Origin of the sequence: Lentzea aerocolonigenes, assembly GCF_000955955.1 — a bacterium.
GTDB lineage: Bacteria > Actinomycetota > Actinomycetes > Mycobacteriales > Pseudonocardiaceae > Lentzea > Lentzea aerocolonigenes_A.
This window is the reverse complement of sequence record NZ_JYJG01000059.1, coordinates 1-20,360: the sequence shown is the minus strand read 5'-3', so window position 1 is coordinate 20,360 and position 20,360 is coordinate 1. Positions and strand designations below refer to the sequence as shown.

The window sequence follows — 20,360 nt, the reverse complement described above, 5'->3', positions numbered from 1 at the left end:
CGCCGTTGGGTTCGTTGTGGATCGGCCCGCTCGGCAAGGTAGGCGAAGTACGCCAGGCGGCAACGGAGTTCGACCGCTCCGTCCAGCTCGGAATCGAGGAGTTCGCGGCGCTGTCAGGCGGGATCACCACAACCCGCCTGGCCACGCCGCCCCGGCGGCTCACGCTGTCCTGGTCGGCGATGGCCGACACCGAAGCACAGTGGATCGAAGCATTGGCGCGCAACGTGTACGGCCCCGGCCCGCTCGTGGTGATCGACCCCGCCTCACGCAACCTGCTGGAAGGCGGGCAATCGCAGGGCTACGGCCCGCGCTCGGCGTATTCGCCATCCACGTGGGGAACGTTCACCGAGCGCGCCGACCACGTCATGACCCTCACCGACCCCCGCGAGGGAGACCAGCTCACCTACAGCCACAGGCACTGGTTCGGCTTCCCCGTCGTTCCTGGACTGCCCGTCCACATGGCCGCCGCGCTACCCGAAGCGCAATGCCAGCTGACCTTCTACACAGAGGACTTTGAGTTCCGCGGCTCATTCGGACCGGCCTCGCCGCTGACCGCCGTGCCTCCCGCCGGGGCCGAGATCGTGTTGCCCCGGCTCGTCTTCAAGGCGTGGACCGGAACCAAGCCGATCGGCCCGGCCCTGCTGCGCATGGGTGACCCACTCACGCCCGGCGAACTGGGCGCGCTCGGCGACGGCTGCCCCGCCATGACGGTCACCGGCTACACCGACAAGGCCCGGCCACCGCACCACGACCTCACGCTGTCTCTTGTGGAGGTGCGCCGTACTCCCAGCTAGCGGAAACCTCACCAATGCCCTGTTCGACGCCGAGCGCACCAACACCAGCCTGACCCGGCTCGCCGGCCGCGACCTCACCGACCAAACCACCTCGTGGACGCTGGATCGCTCCTACGACACCGACCTTCCCGCGCCGATGCGCGCGGTCAACGGCAGCGCCGCCGCCGAACTCCGGCTCACCCTCACCGGCAAGGACGACAAGACCGCCGCACAGCTCTACTCCCCATACGCCCCACACGACACGGGCGACGTAGCCCGGCCCGGCCAGTCCGTCACCCACGGCTGGGGCCTGGCGGGCGAGGTCCTGCCCGGCTTCCGCGGCCAGGTCCGCGACCGCGCCGCCGACAGCGGAACCGGCACCGTCGCCGTATCCGCGCTCGACGGGGCCGAGAAGCTGCGCGACGCCGCCCGCCTGCCCGCCGTCCTCTCCGCGAACAGCAGCCCGATCGCGTCCGGCACGTGGGTGGTGGACCACCTGTTGCGCGAGGGCGGCATTCACAGCGCGCCGCCACCGCGCGAGGCCTGCACGCTGTACGCCTCGATGCACGGCGGCGTGGTCCCGGACATCGGGTTCTACCGCGAACACACCCCGAACTCGCTGACCTACCGGCGCGACCGTGCACCGTGGGAGATGGCCGCCGTTCCCGGCTCGCAGCCGTTCACCGTCCGCTGGGACCCGCGCACCCGCACGACCGTGAGCGGACGCGGCCTGTTCACCGAGTTCTGGGTGGACCGCACCACCTTGCAGGCGTCCGGAAACCGCGTCGAGCTCAAGATGGTGTTCCAGGCGGACAACGAGATCAACGACATCTACTACTGGTTCGACTTCAACGAAGACCAGATGAACATCGGCGCGACCGGCACCGGCGGCACCGTCAAAGGCGACGCCGCAATGGGCATCCGGTTCGCGGGCATCTACCACATCGGCGTGCACTGGACCTGGAACGGCCGCACACCCTCCGCCCGCTACTTCATCGACAAAGGCAGCGGCTCCTACCGCGAGACCGACATGGGCGCGTTCCGCGAACTCGGCTGGTCGCAGCTCAACTACATCGAACTCACCAGTGCGTTGCCGATCGAGGCCGTGCAGGTCTCGTTGCGCGAGAACCCGATGACACGGCAGGAGTTCACGCAGACCTGGACCCGTGGCGCGGTGCTCGACCAGGTCACCTCGGAGCTTCGGGCGATCCCGCCGGTGCAGGGCTCTGCCTGGGACGTGATCACCAGCGTGGCCCAGGCCGAGCAGGCCACGGCCGAGTTCGACCCCTACGGGGTGTTCCGCTACCGCAACAACACCCGCTTCACGACACCCGGCCAGACCTTCCTCAAGGTGACCTCGGCGCGGGAGATCGCGTCCTTGCGGGTGTCGGAGGCGATCGACGCGATCCGCAACACCATCGACGTCCCGTATCAGACCTACACGCCCGGCACACCGTCCGAGCGGTTCACCGAAACCTTCGTGCCGTCCCTGCTCGGGTTCCAGACGCGCACGTTCACCTACGACTACGACGTGAGCGAGTACGACTCCCCGCCCCCGGTCGTCTACGCCAGCAACCAACCGACCACCGGCAGCCGGGTCCGGTTCGCTACCTCCACCGGCAGTGGCAGCGGCGCCGTGAACGGGTTCGTCGAGTCGACCACCGAACGCGACGGCGCGACCCTGCGCGTGACCTTCCGCAACCTCACCAGCTCGACGCTGTACCTCTCCACCTCCAGCGGGACGCCGTCGCTGGTGATCTGGTCTCCGCGTCTGGCATCGGGTAGCCCGACGAGGTTGTCCACCCGGCGCTACGACACCACCAGCCGCACCCGCTACGGCGCGCAGGTCTACCAAGTCCCCGCCACACCGTGGATTCAGAACGTCAACACCGCCGGACGCATCGCTAACTACCTGCTCTCCGTTGCCGCGCAACCACTTCCGGTCCTCGGAGACGTCGAGATCCTGCCCGATCCGCGGATCACGCTGGGCGACCTCGTGCGGGTCGTGGACGAGGTCGGCGCGGCCCTGGACACCTCGGCGTGGGTCATCGGCATCCGCACCAGCGGCGACGGCACCGGCCGCATCCGCCAATTCCTCACCCTACGTGCCACCACCAGCCCTGGCGTCCCCACCGACACCGGTCTGAACCCAGACCCCGCCGTCGACCCCGCCGCCCGCGATGCCCTGATCCGCGAGGGCATCCGCGTTCCCTGACCCTCGACCTGTTGAGGGGAGGTAGATGGACCCCTCCCTGCTGCCCCAGCTCGGCGTGGCCGGAGCGCTCGTGATCGTCGTGGGCTACCTGCTCACCGCCAACCACCGGCTCATGACCACCAACCGGTCAGACCGCGCCGAATACCTCAAAGCCCTGGCAGCCCGCGAAACCGCGCACGCAGCCGAGATCACCGCCCTGCGCGCCCGCCTCGTGGAAGTCGAAGACCGGCTCGGCGAGGTCGAAGACGAGCTCGACCGCGAACGCGAACGCCGCCGCCAGGCCGAGGACATCGCCGCCGCCGTGCGGCGCCACACCTAACCCACCCCCGAAACGAACGGCCGTCACCGCCCGGTGACGGCCGTTTTTTGTTGCCCACCAACAGGAAGAGATCACATGGCCTGGCGCGTAGCGCGCAGCTTGCTCACCCTCCGAGACCAGTTCAACGCCAAGTTCCCCGGCCGCAACAAGGCCAGCGACGGAACCATCGGCGACGAGAACCACGACGCCACCAGCGACCACTCCCCGTGGTACGGCGGCATCGTCACCGCCATCGACATCACCCACGACCCCGCCAGCGGCGTGGACATCGACCGCATCACCGACGAACTCCAGGCGTCTAAGGACGCCAGGATTAAGTATGTGATCGCCAACGGGCTGATCATGGACACCCGGCCGCAGTTCAACCCGTGGCAGTGGGTTCGCTACTCCGGCAGCAACCCGCACACCTCCCATTTCCACCTGTCGGTCGTGGCCTCCCCGCTGTGCGACGACCCGAGGCAGTGGGACCTGCCGATCCTCGGCGGTGCCAGCACTCCGCCACCGTCCCGGCCACCGACAAAGCCACGCTTCCCGCTGCCCGAAGGCCACTACTTCGGGTTGATCACCGGGCCGAACGAGTCCCACGGCGGCGCGCCCGAGTCGATGGGCGGCATCCCGAACGAGCAGTACTACGTCCGGCTCATCCAGCAGGTGTTGCAGCGCCTCGGCTTCGCCCCGAACTACCCCGGCTGGGCAGACGGCATCTACGAACAGGAAACCAAGGACTCCGTCGCCGCCTGGCAGCGCGCCCACCGCCCCAACCAGACGACCCGCTGGGGCGAGGTCTGGTGGGACGACTGGGCCGACCTCATCCGCCCATGACCCCGGAACCGGTGCCCGCCGAGCTCACCCCCGGCGGGCACTGGGTCATCTCCCTTGCCCTCGTGCTCTGGCTGCTGATCAAGGGCAGCCGGGCCGCCGTGCTGTGGCTCGAACGCCACGACGACACCCAACCCAACAAGGAGGACTATCTCTTGCTCGATCCCCGTCCCCGCCCGCTGCGCGCCGTCGCCACCTGGGTAGGCCTGATCACCGCGCTGGTCTCCTGGCTGGTTGGATCCGGCCTGCTCACCACCGGCCAGGCCGACGCCATCAACGGCACCGTCTCCGCGGTTCTCGCGCTGCTCGGCGCGTTCGGCGTGGCCCTCGCCGGCGAGCGTCGGGTGACTCCGACGTTCGACCCGCGCGACGACGCCGGCCGGGCGCTCGTCCCGCTCGACCTCGACTGACGATCCAGCACACCTAGCCAACGCCCACCAGCGCGAGGAGCCCCAGGCCTCGCGCTGGCCTGGGGGCTCCCGCGCCCGGCCCTCGCGGAGCCCACGAATGACGACAGCAGCCCAGGCCTGGACGGTCGACCACATCGAGACCGAGCCCCTGGACGACGCGCAGCGCGCGCACGCGGTAAATGAACTCGCCACCCTCATCAATTCCTGGAATGAATCCCAGCGTTCCACGTGAATTGCATCTCAACAATAGCCGACCAGTAATGCTATATTCCGAGACATGACCGAGAGCAATTCCGGAATTGGTAGAGCCATGCCAAAAACCGCGCTTTCTCGCGCGTGCGCGGTGAATACTTGGGGGAACATCATTGTCTAGGCGGACACGAGCGAAGAAGGTCGGCAACGCTGCGGCGGGGCTCGACCTGGACACCGTGCGGGTCGGCGTCTACATGCGGCGCAGCACCGACGACGAGAACCAGCCCTACTCGATCGAGGCCCAGGACACCCGGCTGGAGGCCTATGTCCAGTCGCAGCCCGGCTGGAAGATCGTCAAGAAGTTCAAGGACGACGCGTCCGGAAAGAACACCGACCGGCCCGACCTGCAAAAGGCGATGCAGTGGGCCAAAGCGAACATGATCGACGTGTTGCTCGTGTACCGGGTGGACCGGTTCTCCCGCAACCTGCGTGACACCGTCACGCTGCTGGACGAGCTGGAAAGCGTCGGCGTGGCGTTCCGCTCCGCCACCGAGCCGTTCGACACCTCCACCCCGGTCGGCCGCATGATGCTTCAGCTGCTCTCGATGTTCGCGCAGTTCGAGCGTGACCTGATCGTGGACCGCGTCACGGCGGGCATGGAGAAGAAGGCCGAGGCCGGGGAGTGGAAGGGCGGCTATACGCCACCCGGCTACGGCAAGGACCCGGCCACTCACAAGCTCGTGGTGGACGAGGCCGAGGCCGTCGTGATCCGGCTGATGTTCGACCTGTACACAAAGGACCGGATCGGGTCCCGCTCGATCGCCAACGAGCTCAACGAACGCGGGTACCGCACCCGAAGCGGCGGACTCTGGGCCTTCAAACGGGTTCTCACCATCCTGGAGAACCGCGTCTACCTCGGGGAGATCCACTACCGCGACGTCATCACCCTGGACGCGCACCCCGCCATCATCACGCCCGAGCAGTTCGCCGAAGCCGAACGCATCATGGACTCACGCGGCGACAGCCACTCGCGCCGCGCCACGAACAACTCCGACTACGTGGCCACCGGCCGTATCAACTGCCCCAAGTGCAAGCACGCGATGATCGGCACCAGCGCCACCGGCAAGACCAAGACCTACCGCTACTACACGTGCATGAAGCGCATGAAGTACGGCAAGGAGGCCTGCGACCAAGACCGCATCAACGCCGACGCGCTCGACAACGCCCTACTCGACTCCGTCGCCAGCTTCTACGGCAACCAGCTCGACCTCATCCGCGACGCCGTCAACGAAGCCCGCAAGGTCTACGAGTCCAGCCACGACAAGGTGACCGCCGAACTCAAGACCATCAAGACGAAGCTCACCACGGTCACGGCGAAGATCGACAAGTACCTGGATGCGTTCGAGGACGACCTGTTCGACGCCGATGACGAAGCCGCCAAGGAACGAGTACGCGGCTACCGCACCACACAGAAGCAACTCCGCGCACGCGAGGCCGAACTCCGGGAAGAGCTGGAGAACGAGCCCACCATGCCTGACGCTGCCACCCTCAAACAGGTCAACCACAACATCCGGACCATCATTAAGGCGGGCAACCCCAACCAACGCAAGGCCGTAGTAGAGACGTTCGTAGTCAAGGTCAAGCTGACCGGACCGGGCCGTATGGTCCCCGTCTTCCGAGTGCCGCAAACCCCCGCACCCGCCGATGCCGCGAACGCCGAAGGGGCGGAGCCCGGTATATCGGACTCCGCCCCTCAGGGTGTTCGTGTATGTAGTTCTTTGGTGGAGCTGAGGGGACTCGAACCCCTGACCCTCACACTGCCAGTGTGATGCGCTACCAGCTGCGCCACAGCCCCTTGAAGGTCCACGTTCCCGGCGGGTTTCCCCGTCGTTCTCGTGTGGCAATACCGTACATCAAGACGTCCACGAGATAAAAATCGGGGGTATCCAAACCGCATTCGGGCTGGTAGGACCGGGTGATGACCGCCGGAGCGCCGTTCGACCCGAAGATCGAGTGCATGGACCCCGAGGCACGTCGCGAGCTGCAGGAACAGCGCTTGCGGGACCTCGTCGACAGACTGCTCGGCACCGACAACTTCCAAGGGCGCAAGATCAGGGAAGCCGGCGTGACGCGCGGCACAGACGTCACGCTCGACGAGATCCACCTGCTGCCGACGATCAGCAAGCAGGACTTGTGGGACCACTACCCGTTCGGGCTGCGGATCGCGCCTGAGGAAGAGATCGTGTGTGTGCACGGGTCGTCGGGCACCGGGGGCCGGCCGACGCTCATTCCCTACACCGCCAACGACATCGAGATTTGGGCCGAGGTCATGGCCAGGGCTCTGAAAGGTGCTGGGGCCACCACGAAGTCGACCATCCACAACGCTTACGGCTACGGGCTTTTCACCGGCGGGCTCGGGGTGCATCACGGCGGGCTGAAACTCGGAGCCACGGTCATTCCCATGTCCGGTGGCATGACCGAGCGGCAGATCAGGCTCATCGAGGACCTGAAGCCGGACATCCTTTGCTGCACACCGTCCTACGCGCTCAGGCTCGCGGACGACCTCCAGAGAACGAGCATCGAGGTCGGCATCTTCGGCGCCGAGCCGTGGACCGAGGAGATGCGTCAGGAGATCCAGCAACGACTGAACATCAGAGCGCTCGACATCTACGGGCTGTCCGAAGTGATCGGTCCGGGCGTGGCGTGCGAATCCCTTGACTCCGAAGGACTTCTGAACATCGCCGAGGACCACTTCTACCCGGAGACCGATCAGGGCGAGCTCATCTTCACCACGCTCACCAAGACCGGAATGCCGCTGCTGAGGTACCGCACGGGCGACATAGCGAGCCTCCACGAGCCAGCAGGTCAGAGGACGCTGAAACGAATGAGCAAGCTCAAGGGGCGCAAGGACGACATGCTCATCATCCGCGGCGTCAACGTGTTCCCGACGGAGATCGAGGCAGTCGTTCTCGAGCACGCGAGCCCGCACTACCTGATCGTCGAGGACCGCCGCACGACCACGGCACAACTGCACGTGGTTGTCGAGTCCACACAGGACATAAAGGCCAAGCTCGGCCAGGACCTCAAGGAACGGCTGGGCATCACGTGCCAGGTCCTCGTGCTCGAACCGGGCAAGCTCCCGCGCACCGAGGTGGGCAAAGCACAACGCCTGGCCCGGTGGACTCAGGGCCAGGCGCCGATCGACGGACTTACTTAGTCAGGTCGGACAACCAGTTCTTGTTGTCGAGGTCGACGAGCTTGCCACCCGAGGCGACGCTGGGCGTGCCGCGGAAGCGGCCCGTCTCGGGGTCCTTCAGAACGGGGTCGTTGCTGGTCTGAGTCATCAGTTCGTCCAACGAGGACTTGTAGGTGTTGTTGCGCACGCAGGACTCGAACCCGGACGACGTGATGCCGAGGTCCTTGCCGAGCTGGATGAGCTGGTCCGCGGTGTAGCCCGCTTCGCCTTCCTCCGGCTGGAAGCTGAACAGCGCCCCGTGGAACTCGTTGAACTTGCCCTCGTCGGCCACGCACAGGCCCGCGTTGGCCGACAGCGAGGAGTAGCCCGCGGGCTTCGAGAGGCGGTCCAGCATCGGCAGGACGTGGTAGCGGATCTTGACCTTGCCGTCCTCGACGGCGGTCTTGATCTGGGTGCCGTAGGTCTTCTCGAACGTGCCGCAGATCGGGCACAGGAAGTCCTCGTACACGTCGACCGTGACGGTAGCGGTGTCCTTGCCGACCAGCACGGTGTTGCCGTCGCGCACGGCAGGCGCCGAGATGATGTGGTCGGGCGAGGTCTGCGGGATCGCTCCGGTCGCGGACGTGGACGGCTTCATCTGCTGGAAGACGACGTAGCCGATGACGGCCAGCGCGAGCACCGCCACCACGGCGATGCCGGCGATCACCTTGGTCCGGTCGGAACCAGAAGTCCGAGCCTGGGCCACCGCACGCGCGGCCTGCTTCTTCTTCCGCGCACTGCGCTCTGCTCCACCCACGGCAACGAGGGTAGCGACACAAACTAAAAGAAAGCTGAGTACGCAATCACGCTTCTGGGTGGCGTGGCTTACCGCCCACGCGTTCGCCGGTCGGGATTTCGGCGCTTTCGTCGAGGCAGCCGCACTCAGGCGCGACCGCAGCAGCCGTGTGCTCCTCCTCGTGTGTGGGCAGGGTCTCGGGCGCGACGACCCAGAACCCGACCGCGAGCAGCAGCGACAAACCGGTGATGGCGAACGAGGCTTCGAAGCCGAACGAGTCGGCCAGCAACCCGGCGCACATCGGACCGATGATCGCGCCCAGGTCGGTCACCATCTGGAACCCCGCCAGAACCGGACCGCCCTTGCCCTTGGCCCCGATCACGTCCGCGACCACCGCGTTCTGCGGCGGGTTCAGCAGGCCGGCACCCATGCCCGCGACCAGCGACAGGGCCATGAACGTCCACATGTCACCGGAGAAGCCCATCGCCACGGTCGCAAGACCGCTCACGATCAACCCGGCGACGGCGACCGGCTTGCGGCCGCGGGTGTCGGCGATCTTGCCGGACAGGAACAGCATCGACGCGTTGCCGGCCGCGAACACCGACATCGAGATGCCCGCCACGGCAGCGCTGTGGTGCAACGCCTCGATGACGAACACCGGCACCAACGAGATCCGCACGCCGAACACGGCCCAGCCGTTCGCGAACCCGGAAGCCAGCGCGGCCCGGTAAGTCGGGTGCTGCACGGCCTCGCGCACCGACATCGGCACGTCGGTGTTGGTCTTGTCGAGAGCAGCGAGAGTCGAACGGCGCAGGAAGAACCAGACCACGAACGCCGCGAGGCACAGCATCGCGCCGTACGACACGAACGGCACCCACAGCCCGAGCGGCACCAGGCCGGCTCCGACGATCGGCCCGCACACGTTGCCGACGAGGAACCCCGCCGCCCACAGCCCCGACGCACGGCCACGCATGGGCGCCGGTGTGATGCGAATCAAGAGGCCCAGCGCGGCCACGGTGAACATCGTCGAGCCCACACCGGCCAACGCACGCCATGAAAGCATCTCGGCATAGCTCGACGAGAAGCCCGACAACGCGGTGCCGAAGGCCACGATCAGGATGCCGACGATGTAGACGCGCGGCTCGCCGAACTTGTTGACCAACCGCCCGCTGACGGGCGCGAAGGCAAGCCGAACGAACGCAAAAGTGCTGATCAGAGCCGCAACCGCGGTGTGGCCGACGCCGAACGACAACGCGTACACCGGCAGCACGGGCGCCACGATCCCGAACCCGATGGCGATGATGAAGCTCGCCGCGACCAGAACCCAGACCTCGACCGGTAACCGCTCGCGCACAAAGCCTCCCTTAGCCCTGCTAAGGATATGTCACGCGGCAACTAAATAACTCAGTCGAGCAGCTCATCCACTCTGCGTACATATGCCGTCACCGGGTAGGCCGCGACGAACCCGCAAGCCTCGCCGAACCGCTCCCCCGGCCCCTCGTCCACCTGCGCAGCGATCAACCCAGCACCAGCAGAACGCAGAGCCGCAGCAGCAGTCACCACCAACGACCGCCCTACGCCCCGACGCCGCCGCGCCGGACGTACGACGCACTGCTCGACCAACCCCACACCGCGCTCGGCGAACCCCGACACGAATCCGCCGATCCGATCGCCGTCGTCCACCACCAGCAACAAACACCGCGGATCGTCCAATCGATGCCCGAGCCACCGGGCCAATCGCGCCCGGTTGCCGACCAACTCGTCTGACAGCAGCTCGACGATCCCCGGCAGATCCGCGTCGACAGCCCGCCTGACCTCCGCAGACACCGAAGCACGCCCACGATGGACCACGGTCAGGAGCTCCTCGACCGCGTACCAGCCGAAGTCGTCCGCGATCCCCTCGATCTCGTCCACGGTCGTCGGCGACGCGTAAACAACCGCCTCTGCCCGCCCCACGTCCGCGAAGGTCTGCTCGAGCTGCAGCAACGTCGACGCGACCTCGACCGACGACCCGTCCAGCGCGCAGCCGAAGTTCCCGGACGGCAGCGGGTTCTCGCGGTTGATCACCACCGCCGCACTCCCGACCCGGCCGACCTTGCCGTACCGCACCGCGCCGGACGCCAGCCGAGCCCCTTCGACGAGGATCGCCAGCGACCGCGACTGGTACGGGTCGAGCAGCTCCGGGTCGTCCGGATCGCGCAACGGGTCAACCATGACACCAACCCTGACACACTGAACGGCGTGCACCTGCCCGATCTCCCGGTGAAGTCCGTCCTACCGGAACTCCTCAAAGCCCTCGACGACCACGGGTCAGCCGTGCTCGTCGCCCCGCCGGGCACGGGCAAGACGACGCTCGTCCCGCTGGCCCTCGAAGGCAAGGTCGTCGTCGCCGAGCCGCGCAGGATCGCCGCGCGAGCCGCCGCCGCACGCATGGCGAGCCTCCTCGGCGAACCCGTGGGCCACACCGTCGGCTACTCGGTCCGAGGCGACCGCAAGACGAGCAGGCACACCCGCATCGAGGTCGTGACCAGCGGACTCCTGGTCCGCAGGCTCCAGCACGACCAGGAGCTGAAGGGCGTCGGCACGGTTCTGCTGGACGAGTGCCACGAACGTCACCTCGACGCCGATCTGCTCCTCACCCTCCTGCTCGACGCCAAAGCAGGCCTGCGCCCGGACCTCAGGCTCCTGGCGACGTCCGCGACCGTTGCCGCACAACGACTCTCCGACCTGCTCAACGCCCCGGTCCTGCACACCGAGTCGCGCATGTACCCGACGGAGATCACCTACGTCCCGCCCAACCGCAACGAGCACATCGAGACCACCGTGGCGCGAGCCATCAACAAAGCTCTGTCCGAAGTGGACGGCGACGTGCTCGCGTTCCTGCCAGGCGTGCGAGAGATCAACCGAACCGCGAGCCTGCTCAACGCGGAAACGGTCATCCTGCACGGCCAGCTCAAGTCCCAGGTCCAGGACGCGGCCCTCAAACCCGGCAAGAACCAACGAGTCGTGCTCGCCACTAGCATCGCCGAGTCGAGCCTCACCGTCCCGGGCGTGCGAGCAGTCGTGGACGCGGGTCTGGCGCGCGTCCCCAGGGTCGACCACCGCAGAGGCCTGGCCGGACTCACCACGATCCGGGTGTCCCAAGCCGTGGCGGAGCAACGCGCCGGACGAGCAGGCCGAGAAGCCCCTGGCCGCGTCTACCGCTGCTGGCCGGAACACGAGCACTCGACGCTCCCCCGCTACCCGGAACCGGAGATCAAGACCGCGGACCTGACCAGGCTCGCCCTCGAACTCGCGGTCTGGGGCACCCCGGACGGCGCAGGCCTCAACTGGTGGGACGCCCCACCGGAAGGCGCCCTCAAAGCCGCCCAGGAAACCCTCGACGCCATCGGTGCGCTGGACCCGGACCGACGCGACAAGATCGCCGGCGTCGGCCTTCACCCACGACTCGGCCGCGCCCTCATCGACGGCAGCGAACTGGCCGGCAACCGCACGGCAGCCGAAGTGGTGGCACTGCTGGACGACAGCTCCCACCCCAGCACGGACGACCTGGCGACAGCGCTGAAGAACCCGGGCAAGTGGCGTCAGGAAGCCAAGAAACTCGAAAAGCTCGGCACCAACCCGCATGGCAACGGCGACCCGGCCCTCGTAGTCGCCCTCGCCTACCCGGAACGCCTCGCGAAACGCAGGTCCAAGAACAGCAACGTCTACCTGATGGCCAACGGCACGGCCGTCGAGCACACGAACTCGCACAACAAGTGGCTGGCGGTCGCGATCGCCGACCGCGAGCCGGGCAGCAAGCACGGCCGCATCCGCCTCGCCGCCCCCGCCGACGAAGAGCTCGCCGTCACCGCCGCCGCAGCCCTCGTCCACACGGAGGACGACATCCGCTGGAACGGCGACGTCATCGCGAACAGCGTCCGCAAGCTCGGCGCGATCACCCTCGACGAACGCCCGCTGAACGACCTCGCCAAGTCCCAGCAGGCACTTCGCCTCGGCCTCGAACAAGAAGGCCTGGGCCTGCTCAAGTGGACCGACCCCGCCAAACGCCTGCGCGAACGCATGGCGTTCCTGCACCGCACCCGCGACTGGCCGAGCGTCGACGACGAGAACCTGATCCGCGCGATCGACCTCGGCAAGGCCAAGAAGCGCAGTGACCTGGCCAAGATCGACACCGTGACCCTGCTGCGAAACCTGCTGCCGTGGCCGGAAGCAGCGGAGTTCGACCAGCTCGCCCCGGAACGCATCGGCCAGGGCAAGGTCGACTACACCGGCGACGAGCCGGCCCTCCACGTCCGCATCCAGGACGCCATGAAGTGGGCCGACACGCCGAAGATCGCGGGAGTTCCGGTGGTCGTGCACCTGCTCTCCCCAGCAGGCCGTCCGACTGCCGTGACCAGCGATCTGAGGTCCTTCTGGCGCAACGGCTACCTGCGGGTGCGCAGTGAGCTGAAGGGCAGGTATCCGAAGCACCACTGGCCCGAACGGCCCTACAGTAAGGGCACATGAGGGGTTTTCAGGTATCTCGCCGGCGCTTCCTGGGGATGACGGCGCTGGCCATGACGGCGACGGGCACCGCCAAGGCCGACACGAACCACGAAGCCGTCGTCATCGGCACCGGCTACGGAGCAGCGGTCGCGGCGTTGCGACTGGGTCAACGAGGCATCAGGACCACGATGCTGGAGATGGGCCAGCTCTGGGACGAGCCAGGACCGGACGGCAAGATCTTCTGCCCGATGCTCAACCCGGACCGCCGCGCGATGTGGTTCAAGGACCGCACCGAAGCCCCGCTGGAAACCCTGCTCGGCCTGCCGATCGTGAACCGCCCGATCGAGCGCTACGCGGGCGTCCTCGACAAGGTCCACTTCGCGGAGATGGCCGTCTACCTCGGCCGCGGCGTCGGCGGCGGGAGCCTGGTCAACGGCGGCATGGCCGTCACCCCGAAGCGCGAGTACTTCGAGGAGGTCCTGCCGGACGTCGACGCCGACGAGATGTACGGCAAGTTCTTCCCGCTGGCCAACAAGACGCTGCGGGTCAACACGATCCGCCCGGCGTTCCTGGAGTCCACGAGCTGGTACCAGTACGCCCGCACCGCCCGCCGCCAGGCCGCGAACGCCGGGTTCGGCACGCAGGTCATCCCGAACGTCTACGACTTCGCCCACATGGAGGGCGAAGCCCGTGGCACCAAACCGAAGTCCGCGCTGGCCGGTGAGGTCATCTACGGCAACAACCACGGCAAGATGAGCCTGGACAAGACCTATCTCGCGGACGCTCTCGCCACCGGCAACGTCACGATCAAGACGCTGCACCACGTGAAGCGCATCCAGCAGCATCAAGACGGCTACCTGCTCACCGTGGAGCAGCGCGACCCGTTCGGAAAACTCCTGAACACCAAGAAGATCAGCTGCCGCCACCTGTTCCTCGGCGCGGGCAGCCTCGGCACCACCGAGCTCCTCCTGCGCGCCAGGGACAACGGCGACCTGCCGAACCTGAGCGACGAGATCGGCCGTGGCTGGGGCCCGAACGGCAACGTGATGACCGCCCGCACGATGATCGGCGGCTTCCAGCAGTCCGGCATGCCCGTCCTCGCGATCGACGCCTGGCAGGACCACGAGGTGTTCGCCGAGATCGCCCCGGTTCCGGCCGGCGTCGAGACGCTCGCCTCGCTCTACCTCGCGATCACGAAGAACCCGGAGCGCGGCACGTTCCACTACGACCGCGGGACCGACGGCATCACGCTGGACTGGCGCCGCGAGCAGATGAAACCGTCGATCCGCGCGGTCAGGGGCGTGTTCGACGAGATGAACCGAACAAACCTCAGTACATATCGCCCGGACCTCTTCGGAATCGGGAAAGTTTTCTCGGACGACTTCACCTATCACCCGCTGGGCGGATGTCTGCTGGGCCGCGCCACGGACGAATACGGCCGGGTCAGGGGCCACAAGAACCTCTACGTCACCGATGGTTCGCTGATCGGGGGCTCGATCGGTGCCAACCCGTTCGTGTCGATCACAGCGCTCGCGGAACGGAACTTGAGTCGAATCACCGCAACTGATTTGAACCATTAGGAATCGAACAACGTTAATCTCAGCTATGGCGCACATCGCGATCTTCCTCATGCCCGAGCGCGGACACGTCCTCCCTGCGCTCGGGATGATCGCCGAGCTCGTGCGCCGCGGCCACCGCGTGAGCTGCCCGGTCCCCGCCCAGTTCGCCGGCGTCGTCACCGAGTGCGGCGCGACTGCGATTCCATGCGGGACAACGCTTCCCGACGACCTGCCGGAGTCGCTCTACGAAGCCGCGCAGCTCGCACTCGCCGAGGCCGAGTCGGCGTTGCCCCAGCTGGAGGACGTGTTCCGGCGCGACCGGCCGGACATCGTGCTGTGGGACATCGCGGCCTGGGCCGGCGGTGTCATCGCACGCCGCCTGGAGGTGCCGAACCTGTTGCTCGAGAGCCTGCTGACCAGCAACGCGCACTGGTCGCTCGGCGCCGCCGTGGTGCCCGCCAGGGGGTTCGACCTCAACGCCATCAGGTTCTTCACGAAGGTCCAGGAGTTCGTCGGCTGCTCACTGCCGGAGTTCGTCGCGGGTGCACGCCGCCGGATCGCCTTGTTCCCCAGGGAGTTCCAGCCCGAGGGCGACACGTTCGACGAGCGGTTCTCCTTCGCCGGCCCGTGCCTGACCGAGCGGAACTTCCAGGGCACGTGGACGCCGCCGGGCGACACACCCGTCGTGCTCTCGACGATCGACGCGCAGATCTGCGCGGACGCGGCGCGCGGAATGCCCTGGCACCTCGTCACAAAGGGCAAGATCGAGGACCCCGCACCGAACGTCGAGACGCACGACGACGTCCCGCAGCTCGCGGTGCTGGAGCACGCGAGCGTGTTCATCACGCACGGCGGCCTGGCCGGCGTCACGGAGGCGTTGCACCACGGTGTTCCGATGATCGTCGTGCCGCGCATGACCGACCAGCGGCTGAACGGCCAGCGCGTCGAGGAGCTCGGGCTCGGCGTGCTGCTCGACAGCGTGACCGAGGAGGGCGTGCGCTCGTTGGTGGGTCAGCTCGCGTCCGATTCCGCGATCTCCGCGCGGGTGAAGGACATGCAGCGGATGATTCACCGGGCGGGTGGCAGCGCGTTCGCCGCAGACGTGGTCGAGGAGGAACTGGCTCAGTGAGGCAGACACGGTGAAACGGATCTGGGACGACGCGGTTCGCACGCTCGGTGGCGCACCCGACGCGGGTGACCTGATGGAGCGCTACGCCGAGCCGCATCGGACGTACCACAACACCTTCCACGTGATGTCCGTCGTCCGCGACTCGTCCGAGCTGGCCGACGTGTTCGCGTTCACGGCCGAGGAACGCGCGATCCTCGCGTTGGCCGCCTGCGCGCACGACGTGATCTACGACAGCCAGCCCGGTGACGACGAACGCGCGTCCGCCGCCTGGGCACGAGAACGCCTGGCAGGGCTGGAAGAAGCCCACATCGCTCGCGTGGAGTCGTTGGTGCTGGCCACGATCACGCACTCGTCCGACGACCCGCTCGCGCACGTGCTGCTCGACGCCGACCTGGCGATTCTCGGTTCGGAAGCGGAGCACTACGACCGCTACAGCCAGGCCGTGCGGCAGGAGTACGCGCAGTACGACGACTCGCAGTGGCGTGCGGGACGGGCGAAAGTGCTGAAGACCCTGCTCGACCGCGAGGACCTGTTCGTGACCGAACCCGCGCGGCAGCTGTGGGACGCCGCCGCGCGGATCAACCTGGCCCGTGAGCTTCAGGCGCTGTAGAGCACGTTCGTCGCGGTCGTGAAGCGCTTGAGCGTCTCCGGGATCGGCTCGATGCCGATGCCCGGCCCGGTCGGCACGTGCATGAAGCCGTCCTTCAGCTCGAACGGCTCGGTGACGTCCTCCGCGAAGTAGCGGCGTGACGCGGAAACGTCGCCCGGCAGCACGAACCCGGGCAACGCGGCCAGCGCGAGGTTCGGTCCGCGCCCGATGCCGGTCTCCAGCATTCCGCCGCACCACACCGGAATCCCGTGCGCCACCGCGACGTCGTGGATCCTGCGCGCTTCCAGATAACCGCCGACCCGCGCGGGCTTGATGTTGATGACCCGGCAGGCGTCCAACGCGATCGCCGTCGCCGCGTCCTTCGCCGACGTGATCGACTCGTCGAGGCAGATCGGCGTGCGGATGCGTTGAGCGAGCAGTGCGTGGCCGCGGATGTCGTCCTCTTCGAGTGGCTGTTCCACCAGCAGCAGGTCGAACTCGTCGAGCCGCCGCAGGTGTTCGGCGTCGGCAAGCGTGTACGCGGTGTTGGCGTCGACCTGCAGCAGGACGTCGCCGAACCGTTCCCGCACGGCCCGCACCGGTTCGACGTCCCAGCCGGGCTCGATCTTGAGCTTGATCCGCGCGTAGCCCTCGGCAAGGTAGCCCTCGACGTCCGCCAGGAGCTCGGGGATCGAGTTCTTGATGCCGACCGAGACCCCGGCGGGAACTTTGGCGGCCGTGGCGCCCAAGAACGTGCCGATCGACATCCCGTACGACCGCAGCTCGGCGTCCAGGATCGCGGTCTCCAGCGTCGCCTTGGCGAGCTGGTGGCCCTTGATCGCATGAGTTCTCGCCTGAACCTCGGCAGCCGTGACCTCGGGCGTCACCCGCGGCACGAGATGCTGGTCCAGCACCAGTTCCGCCGCACCGACGAACTCCGAGCAGTACAGCGGTTCCGGGTCGGCCGCGAACTCCGACCAGCCCTCGGCGGCGTCCGTCACGACTCGCAGCAGGAACGTGTCCTTCGTCGTCATCGTCCCGAACGACGTGCGGAACGGCGACACCAGCGGAATCGCGACGTGCAACAGCTCAACCCGCTCGATCTTCATCGGCGCTCCAACTCGTACCAACCCTCGCGGGACATCGACGTCGCCACATAGCCGCGCGAGAAGGCGTCGACGAACACGCCGCGAACCGCCTGACGCCACTCGCGCGCCAACGCCGCGGATTCCTTGCGCACCTGCACGATGTCGCGTGGCACCCGGCACCAGATCCGTTCGCCGTCCGTGCGTGCCAACGGTTCCCCGTCCGGCGCCGTCGCCGTGACCTCACCCGAAGGCTCCGACTCGTGCGGCTCACGAGCACCGGTGAGATCCCATTGCACGGTCAGACGGTCGCTCTCGTCGCCGTCGTTCACGCCGTCGCGCATCGGCCCGTAGAAGTCCACTGTGTACTCGGTGACGACCGCCCCGAGCTTGACCAGGTTGAACCGGGCGTTGCGCGACACCAGCGGGTCGTACGTCCAACGCATCGACTTCGCGCCGAGGCCTGCCGCCCAGTCCTTCTGCGCCAGCTTCAACGAGTGCCCGACGCCGGACCGCGCCGCCGCGATCATCGAGTACACCGACCCGTCCGGGCAGAAGAGTCCGGTCGTGGCGCCGACGAGCGAGTCGCCCTCGAACGCCCCGATCGTCGCGCCGCCCGCGTGCCGGATGCAGTGCAGCGTCTCCGTGGACAGCACGTCCTCGGTCGTCTCCCAGACCTCGGCGTAGTACGCGGCGACGCGGGCGATGCCGGGAACGTCACTGATCACTTGGAACCGCAAGACGTGCCTTCCTGACGCTGTAACCGAAGTAGATGACGAACCCGATCACCATCCAGACGATGAACGCGATCCACGACGGGAGCCCGAGGCTGAACATCATGTAGACGCAGAACGCCAGCCCCACCAACGGTGTGACCGGCGAGAACGGCACCCGGAAGCTCCGCTGGCGGTCCGGTTCGGTGCGGCGCAGGATGATCACCGCGATGTTGACCAGGCCGAACGCGAAGAGCGTGCCGATGCTGGTCACGTCGGCCAGTGAGCCCAGCGACACGAACGCGGCGAGCACCGCGATGAACGAACCGACGACCAGCGTGTTCACGACAGGCACGCCGTTGCGGCTCAGCCTCGCGAAGATCGACGGGACCAGCCCGTCGCGGGACATCGCGTACAGGATGCGCGTCTGTCCGTAGAGGACGGTGAGGACCACGGAGGCCGTTGCCACCACCGCACCGATCGACAGGAGGATCGGCCAGATCGCGCCGCTCACGTTCTCGGTCAGCACCCGGCTGAGCGCGGCCTCCGAGCCCTCGAACGACTGCCACGGCATCGCACCGACCGCGGCCAGCGCGACGGCGCAGTACAGGGCCGTGATGATGACCAGCGACAGGATGATCGCGCGCGGCAGGTCTCGCTGCGGGTTCTTGGCCTCCTCGCCGGCGGTCGACGCGGCGTCGAACCCGATGTAGGAGAAGAACAACGTGGCCGCACCGGCGCTCATCCCTGCCAGCCCCAACGGGAACAGCGGCTGCAGGTTGCCCGCCTTGAACGCGGTGAACGCGACCGCGCAGAACATCAGCAGCGAGCCGACCTTGATCCACACCAGGATCGTGTTCGTGCGCGCACTGCCCTTGGAACCGCCGAGCAGCACCAGCATCGAGAGCGCCACGACCAGCACGGCCGGGATGTTGATGATGCCGCCCGCACTCGGCGGCTGGCTCAGGACGTCCGGAATCCGCAGCCCTGTCACCAGGTGCAGCAGCTCGTTGATGTACTGCCCCCACCCGACCGCGACCGCCGCGACCGACACCCCGTACTCCAGCACGAGGCACCAGCCGCAGACCCACGCGACGATCTCGCCCAGCGTGGCGTAGGTGTAGGAGTACGAGGAACCGGATGCGGGGATGAGCCCGGCCAGCTCGGCGTACGACAGCGCGGAGAACAACGCGGTGATGCCGGCGAGGACGAACGACACCACGATCCCGGGACCGGCTTTCGGCACCGCCTGCCCCAGCACGACGAAGATGCCGGTGCCGAGCGTGGCACCGATGCTGATCATCGTGAGGTGACCGACACCCATGGTGCGCTTGAGTTCGCTGCCAGGGTGAGTCAGCTGGTCGATCGGCTTGCGCCGCAACACCCGCGCCCCGATGCGCTGTTCGTTGCTCATCCGGACAACCTAACCCGTGACTCAGTTAGTGGCGGCCACCAACCGGGCGGAACGTGCGGCGGTATGTGTCCGGTGGCACACCGACCGTTCGGTGGAAGTGCCTGCGCAACGTCGTGGCCGTGCCCATTCCCGACGACTCGGCGATCTGGTCGACGCTGTCGTCGGTCATCTCCAACAACTCCTGGGCGCGCCGGATCCGTTGCGCGTGCAGCCACTGGAGTGGCGTGGTTCCTGTCACCGCCTTGAAAAGTCTCGCGAGGTGGCGCGAGCTCATGTTCGCCTGACGCGCGAGGTCCTCGACCGTCAACGGCTGGTCGAGGCGCTTGCTCGCCCAGCCGAACAGTTCTGTCAGCGGGTGACCTTCCTCGGACGGCACCGGTGCGAGCACGAACTGCGCCTGCCCGCCGTCGCGATGCGGTGACACGACCAAGCGCCGTGCCGCCGTGTTGGCCGTCGCGGTGCCGTGGTCGCTGCGGATCAGGTGCAGGCTCAGGTCTATCGCCGCCGCCTTGCCCGCACTCGTGAGCACCTGGCCGTTGTCGACGTACAGCACGTCCGGGTCGACTTGGACTCGTGGATACCGCTCGGCCAGCACGTCGGTGTGCGCCCAGTGCGTGGTCGCCTTGAGGCCGTCGAGCAGTCCGGCTTCCGCGAGCACGAACGCGCCCGTGCACAGCGACACGA

Annotated in this window: 19 protein-coding genes, 1 tRNA gene and 1 pseudogene; 12 read left to right on the top strand and 9 right to left on the bottom strand. The window is 67.4% G+C overall.

All coding sequences use genetic code 11. The features are described 5' to 3' along the window. The first annotated feature begins 5 nt into the window (after positions 1-5). The 7 genes and pseudogenes from UK23_RS10465 to UK23_RS54960 all read left to right on the top strand — a co-directional run. Positions 6-794, top strand: coding sequence for a hypothetical protein (locus tag UK23_RS10465; protein ID WP_045311229.1), 789 nt, complete (start codon positions 6-8; stop codon positions 792-794). Further along, entirely contained in the window at positions 766-2,988 is a 2,223-nt protein-coding gene (locus UK23_RS10460; RefSeq protein WP_045311228.1) for a hypothetical protein, read from the top strand. The genes UK23_RS10465 and UK23_RS10460 overlap by 29 nt, the downstream gene beginning before the upstream one ends. A gap of 25 nt (positions 2,989-3,013) precedes the next feature. Further along, positions 3,014-3,307 (top strand): hypothetical protein, encoded by a 294-nt coding sequence (locus UK23_RS10455; protein ID WP_045311227.1) that lies wholly within the window; start codon positions 3,014-3,016, stop codon positions 3,305-3,307. 75 nt (positions 3,308-3,382) lie between these two features. Continuing rightward, a complete protein-coding gene (locus UK23_RS48465; RefSeq protein WP_052684535.1) occupies positions 3,383-4,129 on the top strand; it encodes a peptidoglycan-binding domain-containing protein in 747 nt (248 codons plus the stop codon). After that, a complete protein-coding gene (locus UK23_RS53650) occupies positions 4,126-4,536 on the top strand; it encodes a hypothetical protein (RefSeq protein WP_231114450.1) in 411 nt (136 codons plus the stop codon). Before UK23_RS48465 ends, UK23_RS53650 begins: the two co-directional genes overlap by 4 nt. Before the next feature lie 97 nt (positions 4,537-4,633). Continuing rightward, complete coding sequence (locus UK23_RS54550) at positions 4,634-4,768, top strand: hypothetical protein (RefSeq protein WP_269112261.1); 135 nt, start codon at positions 4,634-4,636, stop codon at positions 4,766-4,768. Positions 4,769-4,982: 214 nt separating this feature from the next. Then, a pseudogene (locus UK23_RS54960) lies at positions 4,983-5,909 on the top strand (recombinase family protein); the annotation flags it as partial. A 45-nt stretch (positions 5,910-5,954) separates the two neighbouring features. Here UK23_RS54960 and UK23_RS53640 read toward each other — a convergent pair. Together UK23_RS53640 and UK23_RS10430 are read right to left on the bottom strand one after the other, a co-directional pair. Further along, entirely contained in the window at positions 5,955-6,293 is a 339-nt protein-coding gene (locus tag UK23_RS53640; RefSeq protein WP_045311225.1) for a hypothetical protein, read from the bottom strand. 214 nt (positions 6,294-6,507) lie between these two features. Beyond that, positions 6,508-6,583: transfer RNA gene (locus tag UK23_RS10430), tRNA-Ala, on the bottom strand. A gap of 123 nt (positions 6,584-6,706) precedes the next feature. On the opposite strand from UK23_RS10430, the gene UK23_RS10425 reads away from it, so the two are divergent. Then, a complete protein-coding gene (locus tag UK23_RS10425; protein WP_045311224.1) occupies positions 6,707-7,945 on the top strand; it encodes a phenylacetate--CoA ligase family protein in 1,239 nt (412 codons plus the stop codon). On the opposite strand, the gene UK23_RS10420 is transcribed toward UK23_RS10425, so the two are convergent. The 3 genes from UK23_RS10420 to UK23_RS10410 are packed head-to-tail and all read right to left on the bottom strand — an operon-like array spanning position 7,938 to position 10,913. Then, positions 7,938-8,720 carry a DsbA family protein gene (locus UK23_RS10420; RefSeq protein WP_045311223.1) on the bottom strand — a complete coding sequence of 261 codons (783 nt, stop codon included), beginning with the start codon at positions 8,718-8,720 and terminating at the stop codon, positions 7,938-7,940. The two genes, UK23_RS10425 and UK23_RS10420, sit on opposite strands and share 8 nt — an antisense overlap. Positions 8,721-8,766: 46 nt before the next feature. Next, positions 8,767-10,053: an MFS transporter gene (locus UK23_RS10415; RefSeq protein ID WP_045311222.1), complete on the bottom strand. Its 1,287-nt coding sequence runs from the start codon at positions 10,051-10,053 to the stop codon at positions 8,767-8,769. Between the two features lie 50 nt (positions 10,054-10,103). Beyond that, complete coding sequence (locus tag UK23_RS10410) at positions 10,104-10,913, bottom strand: GNAT family N-acetyltransferase (RefSeq protein ID WP_045311221.1); 810 nt, start codon at positions 10,911-10,913, stop codon at positions 10,104-10,106. A 27-nt stretch (positions 10,914-10,940) separates the two neighbouring features. Between UK23_RS10410 and hrpB the strand changes: the two genes are divergently transcribed. Genes hrpB through UK23_RS10390 form a run of 4 tightly spaced genes read left to right on the top strand, consistent with a single transcriptional unit; the run spans position 10,941 to position 16,485 of the window. After that, positions 10,941-13,208 (top strand): ATP-dependent helicase HrpB, encoded by a 2,268-nt coding sequence (hrpB, locus tag UK23_RS10405; RefSeq protein WP_045311220.1) that lies wholly within the window; start codon positions 10,941-10,943, stop codon positions 13,206-13,208. Next, positions 13,205-14,767 carry a GMC oxidoreductase gene (locus UK23_RS10400; protein WP_045311219.1) on the top strand — a complete coding sequence of 521 codons (1,563 nt, stop codon included), beginning with the start codon at positions 13,205-13,207 and terminating at the stop codon, positions 14,765-14,767. Before hrpB ends, UK23_RS10400 begins: the two co-directional genes overlap by 4 nt. 25 nt (positions 14,768-14,792) lie before the next feature. After that, complete coding sequence (locus UK23_RS10395; RefSeq protein WP_045311218.1) at positions 14,793-15,875, top strand: macrolide family glycosyltransferase; 1,083 nt, start codon at positions 14,793-14,795, stop codon at positions 15,873-15,875. 10 nt (positions 15,876-15,885) lie between these two features. Continuing rightward, entirely contained in the window at positions 15,886-16,485 is a 600-nt protein-coding gene (locus UK23_RS10390; RefSeq protein WP_045311217.1) for a hypothetical protein, read from the top strand. Here the strand turns inward: UK23_RS10390 and menC are convergent. From menC to UK23_RS10370, 4 genes are all read right to left on the bottom strand, one after another. Next, positions 16,473-17,573: an o-succinylbenzoate synthase gene (menC, locus tag UK23_RS10385; RefSeq protein ID WP_045311216.1), complete on the bottom strand. Its 1,101-nt coding sequence runs from the start codon at positions 17,571-17,573 to the stop codon at positions 16,473-16,475. The two genes, UK23_RS10390 and menC, sit on opposite strands and share 13 nt — an antisense overlap. Continuing rightward, the gene (locus UK23_RS10380) at positions 17,570-18,277 is read right to left on the bottom strand and encodes a chorismate synthase (protein ID WP_156213006.1); all 708 of its coding nucleotides are present in this window, start codon (positions 18,275-18,277) and stop codon (positions 17,570-17,572) included. The genes menC and UK23_RS10380 overlap by 4 nt, the downstream gene beginning before the upstream one ends. Next, positions 18,267-19,676 carry an amino acid permease gene (locus UK23_RS10375; RefSeq protein ID WP_045311215.1) on the bottom strand — a complete coding sequence of 470 codons (1,410 nt, stop codon included), beginning with the start codon at positions 19,674-19,676 and terminating at the stop codon, positions 18,267-18,269. Before UK23_RS10375 ends, UK23_RS10380 begins: the two co-directional genes overlap by 11 nt. A 25-nt stretch (positions 19,677-19,701) precedes the next feature. Next, positions 19,702-20,360 (bottom strand): helix-turn-helix domain-containing protein (locus UK23_RS10370; RefSeq protein WP_045311214.1); only part of this gene is annotated, 659 nt, incomplete at its 5' end.

What these genes read in the sequence shown, in the direction of transcription:
- UK23_RS10455 (WP_045311227.1), top strand. Translation starts at nt 3,014, where the DNA reads ATGGACCCCTCCCTGCTGCCCCAGCTCGGCGTGGCCGGAGCGCTCGTG.
- UK23_RS48465 (WP_052684535.1), top strand. Translation starts at nt 3,383, where the DNA reads ATGGCCTGGCGCGTAGCGCGCAGCTTGCTCACCCTCCGAGACCAGTTC.
- UK23_RS53650 (WP_231114450.1), top strand. Translation starts at nt 4,126, where the DNA reads ATGACCCCGGAACCGGTGCCCGCCGAGCTCACCCCCGGCGGGCACTGG.
- UK23_RS54550 (WP_269112261.1), top strand. Translation starts at nt 4,634, where the DNA reads ATGACGACAGCAGCCCAGGCCTGGACGGTCGACCACATCGAGACCGAG.
- UK23_RS10425 (WP_045311224.1), top strand. Translation starts at nt 6,707, where the DNA reads ATGACCGCCGGAGCGCCGTTCGACCCGAAGATCGAGTGCATGGACCCC.
- UK23_RS10410 (WP_045311221.1), bottom strand. Translation starts at nt 10,913, where the DNA reads ATGGTTGACCCGTTGCGCGATCCGGACGACCCGGAGCTGCTCGACCCG.
- UK23_RS10400 (WP_045311219.1), top strand. Translation starts at nt 13,205, where the DNA reads ATGAGGGGTTTTCAGGTATCTCGCCGGCGCTTCCTGGGGATGACGGCG.
- UK23_RS10395 (WP_045311218.1), top strand. Translation starts at nt 14,793, where the DNA reads ATGGCGCACATCGCGATCTTCCTCATGCCCGAGCGCGGACACGTCCTC.
- menC (WP_045311216.1), bottom strand. Translation starts at nt 17,573, where the DNA reads ATGAAGATCGAGCGGGTTGAGCTGTTGCACGTCGCGATTCCGCTGGTG.
- UK23_RS10375 (WP_045311215.1), bottom strand. Translation starts at nt 19,676, where the DNA reads ATGAGCAACGAACAGCGCATCGGGGCGCGGGTGTTGCGGCGCAAGCCG.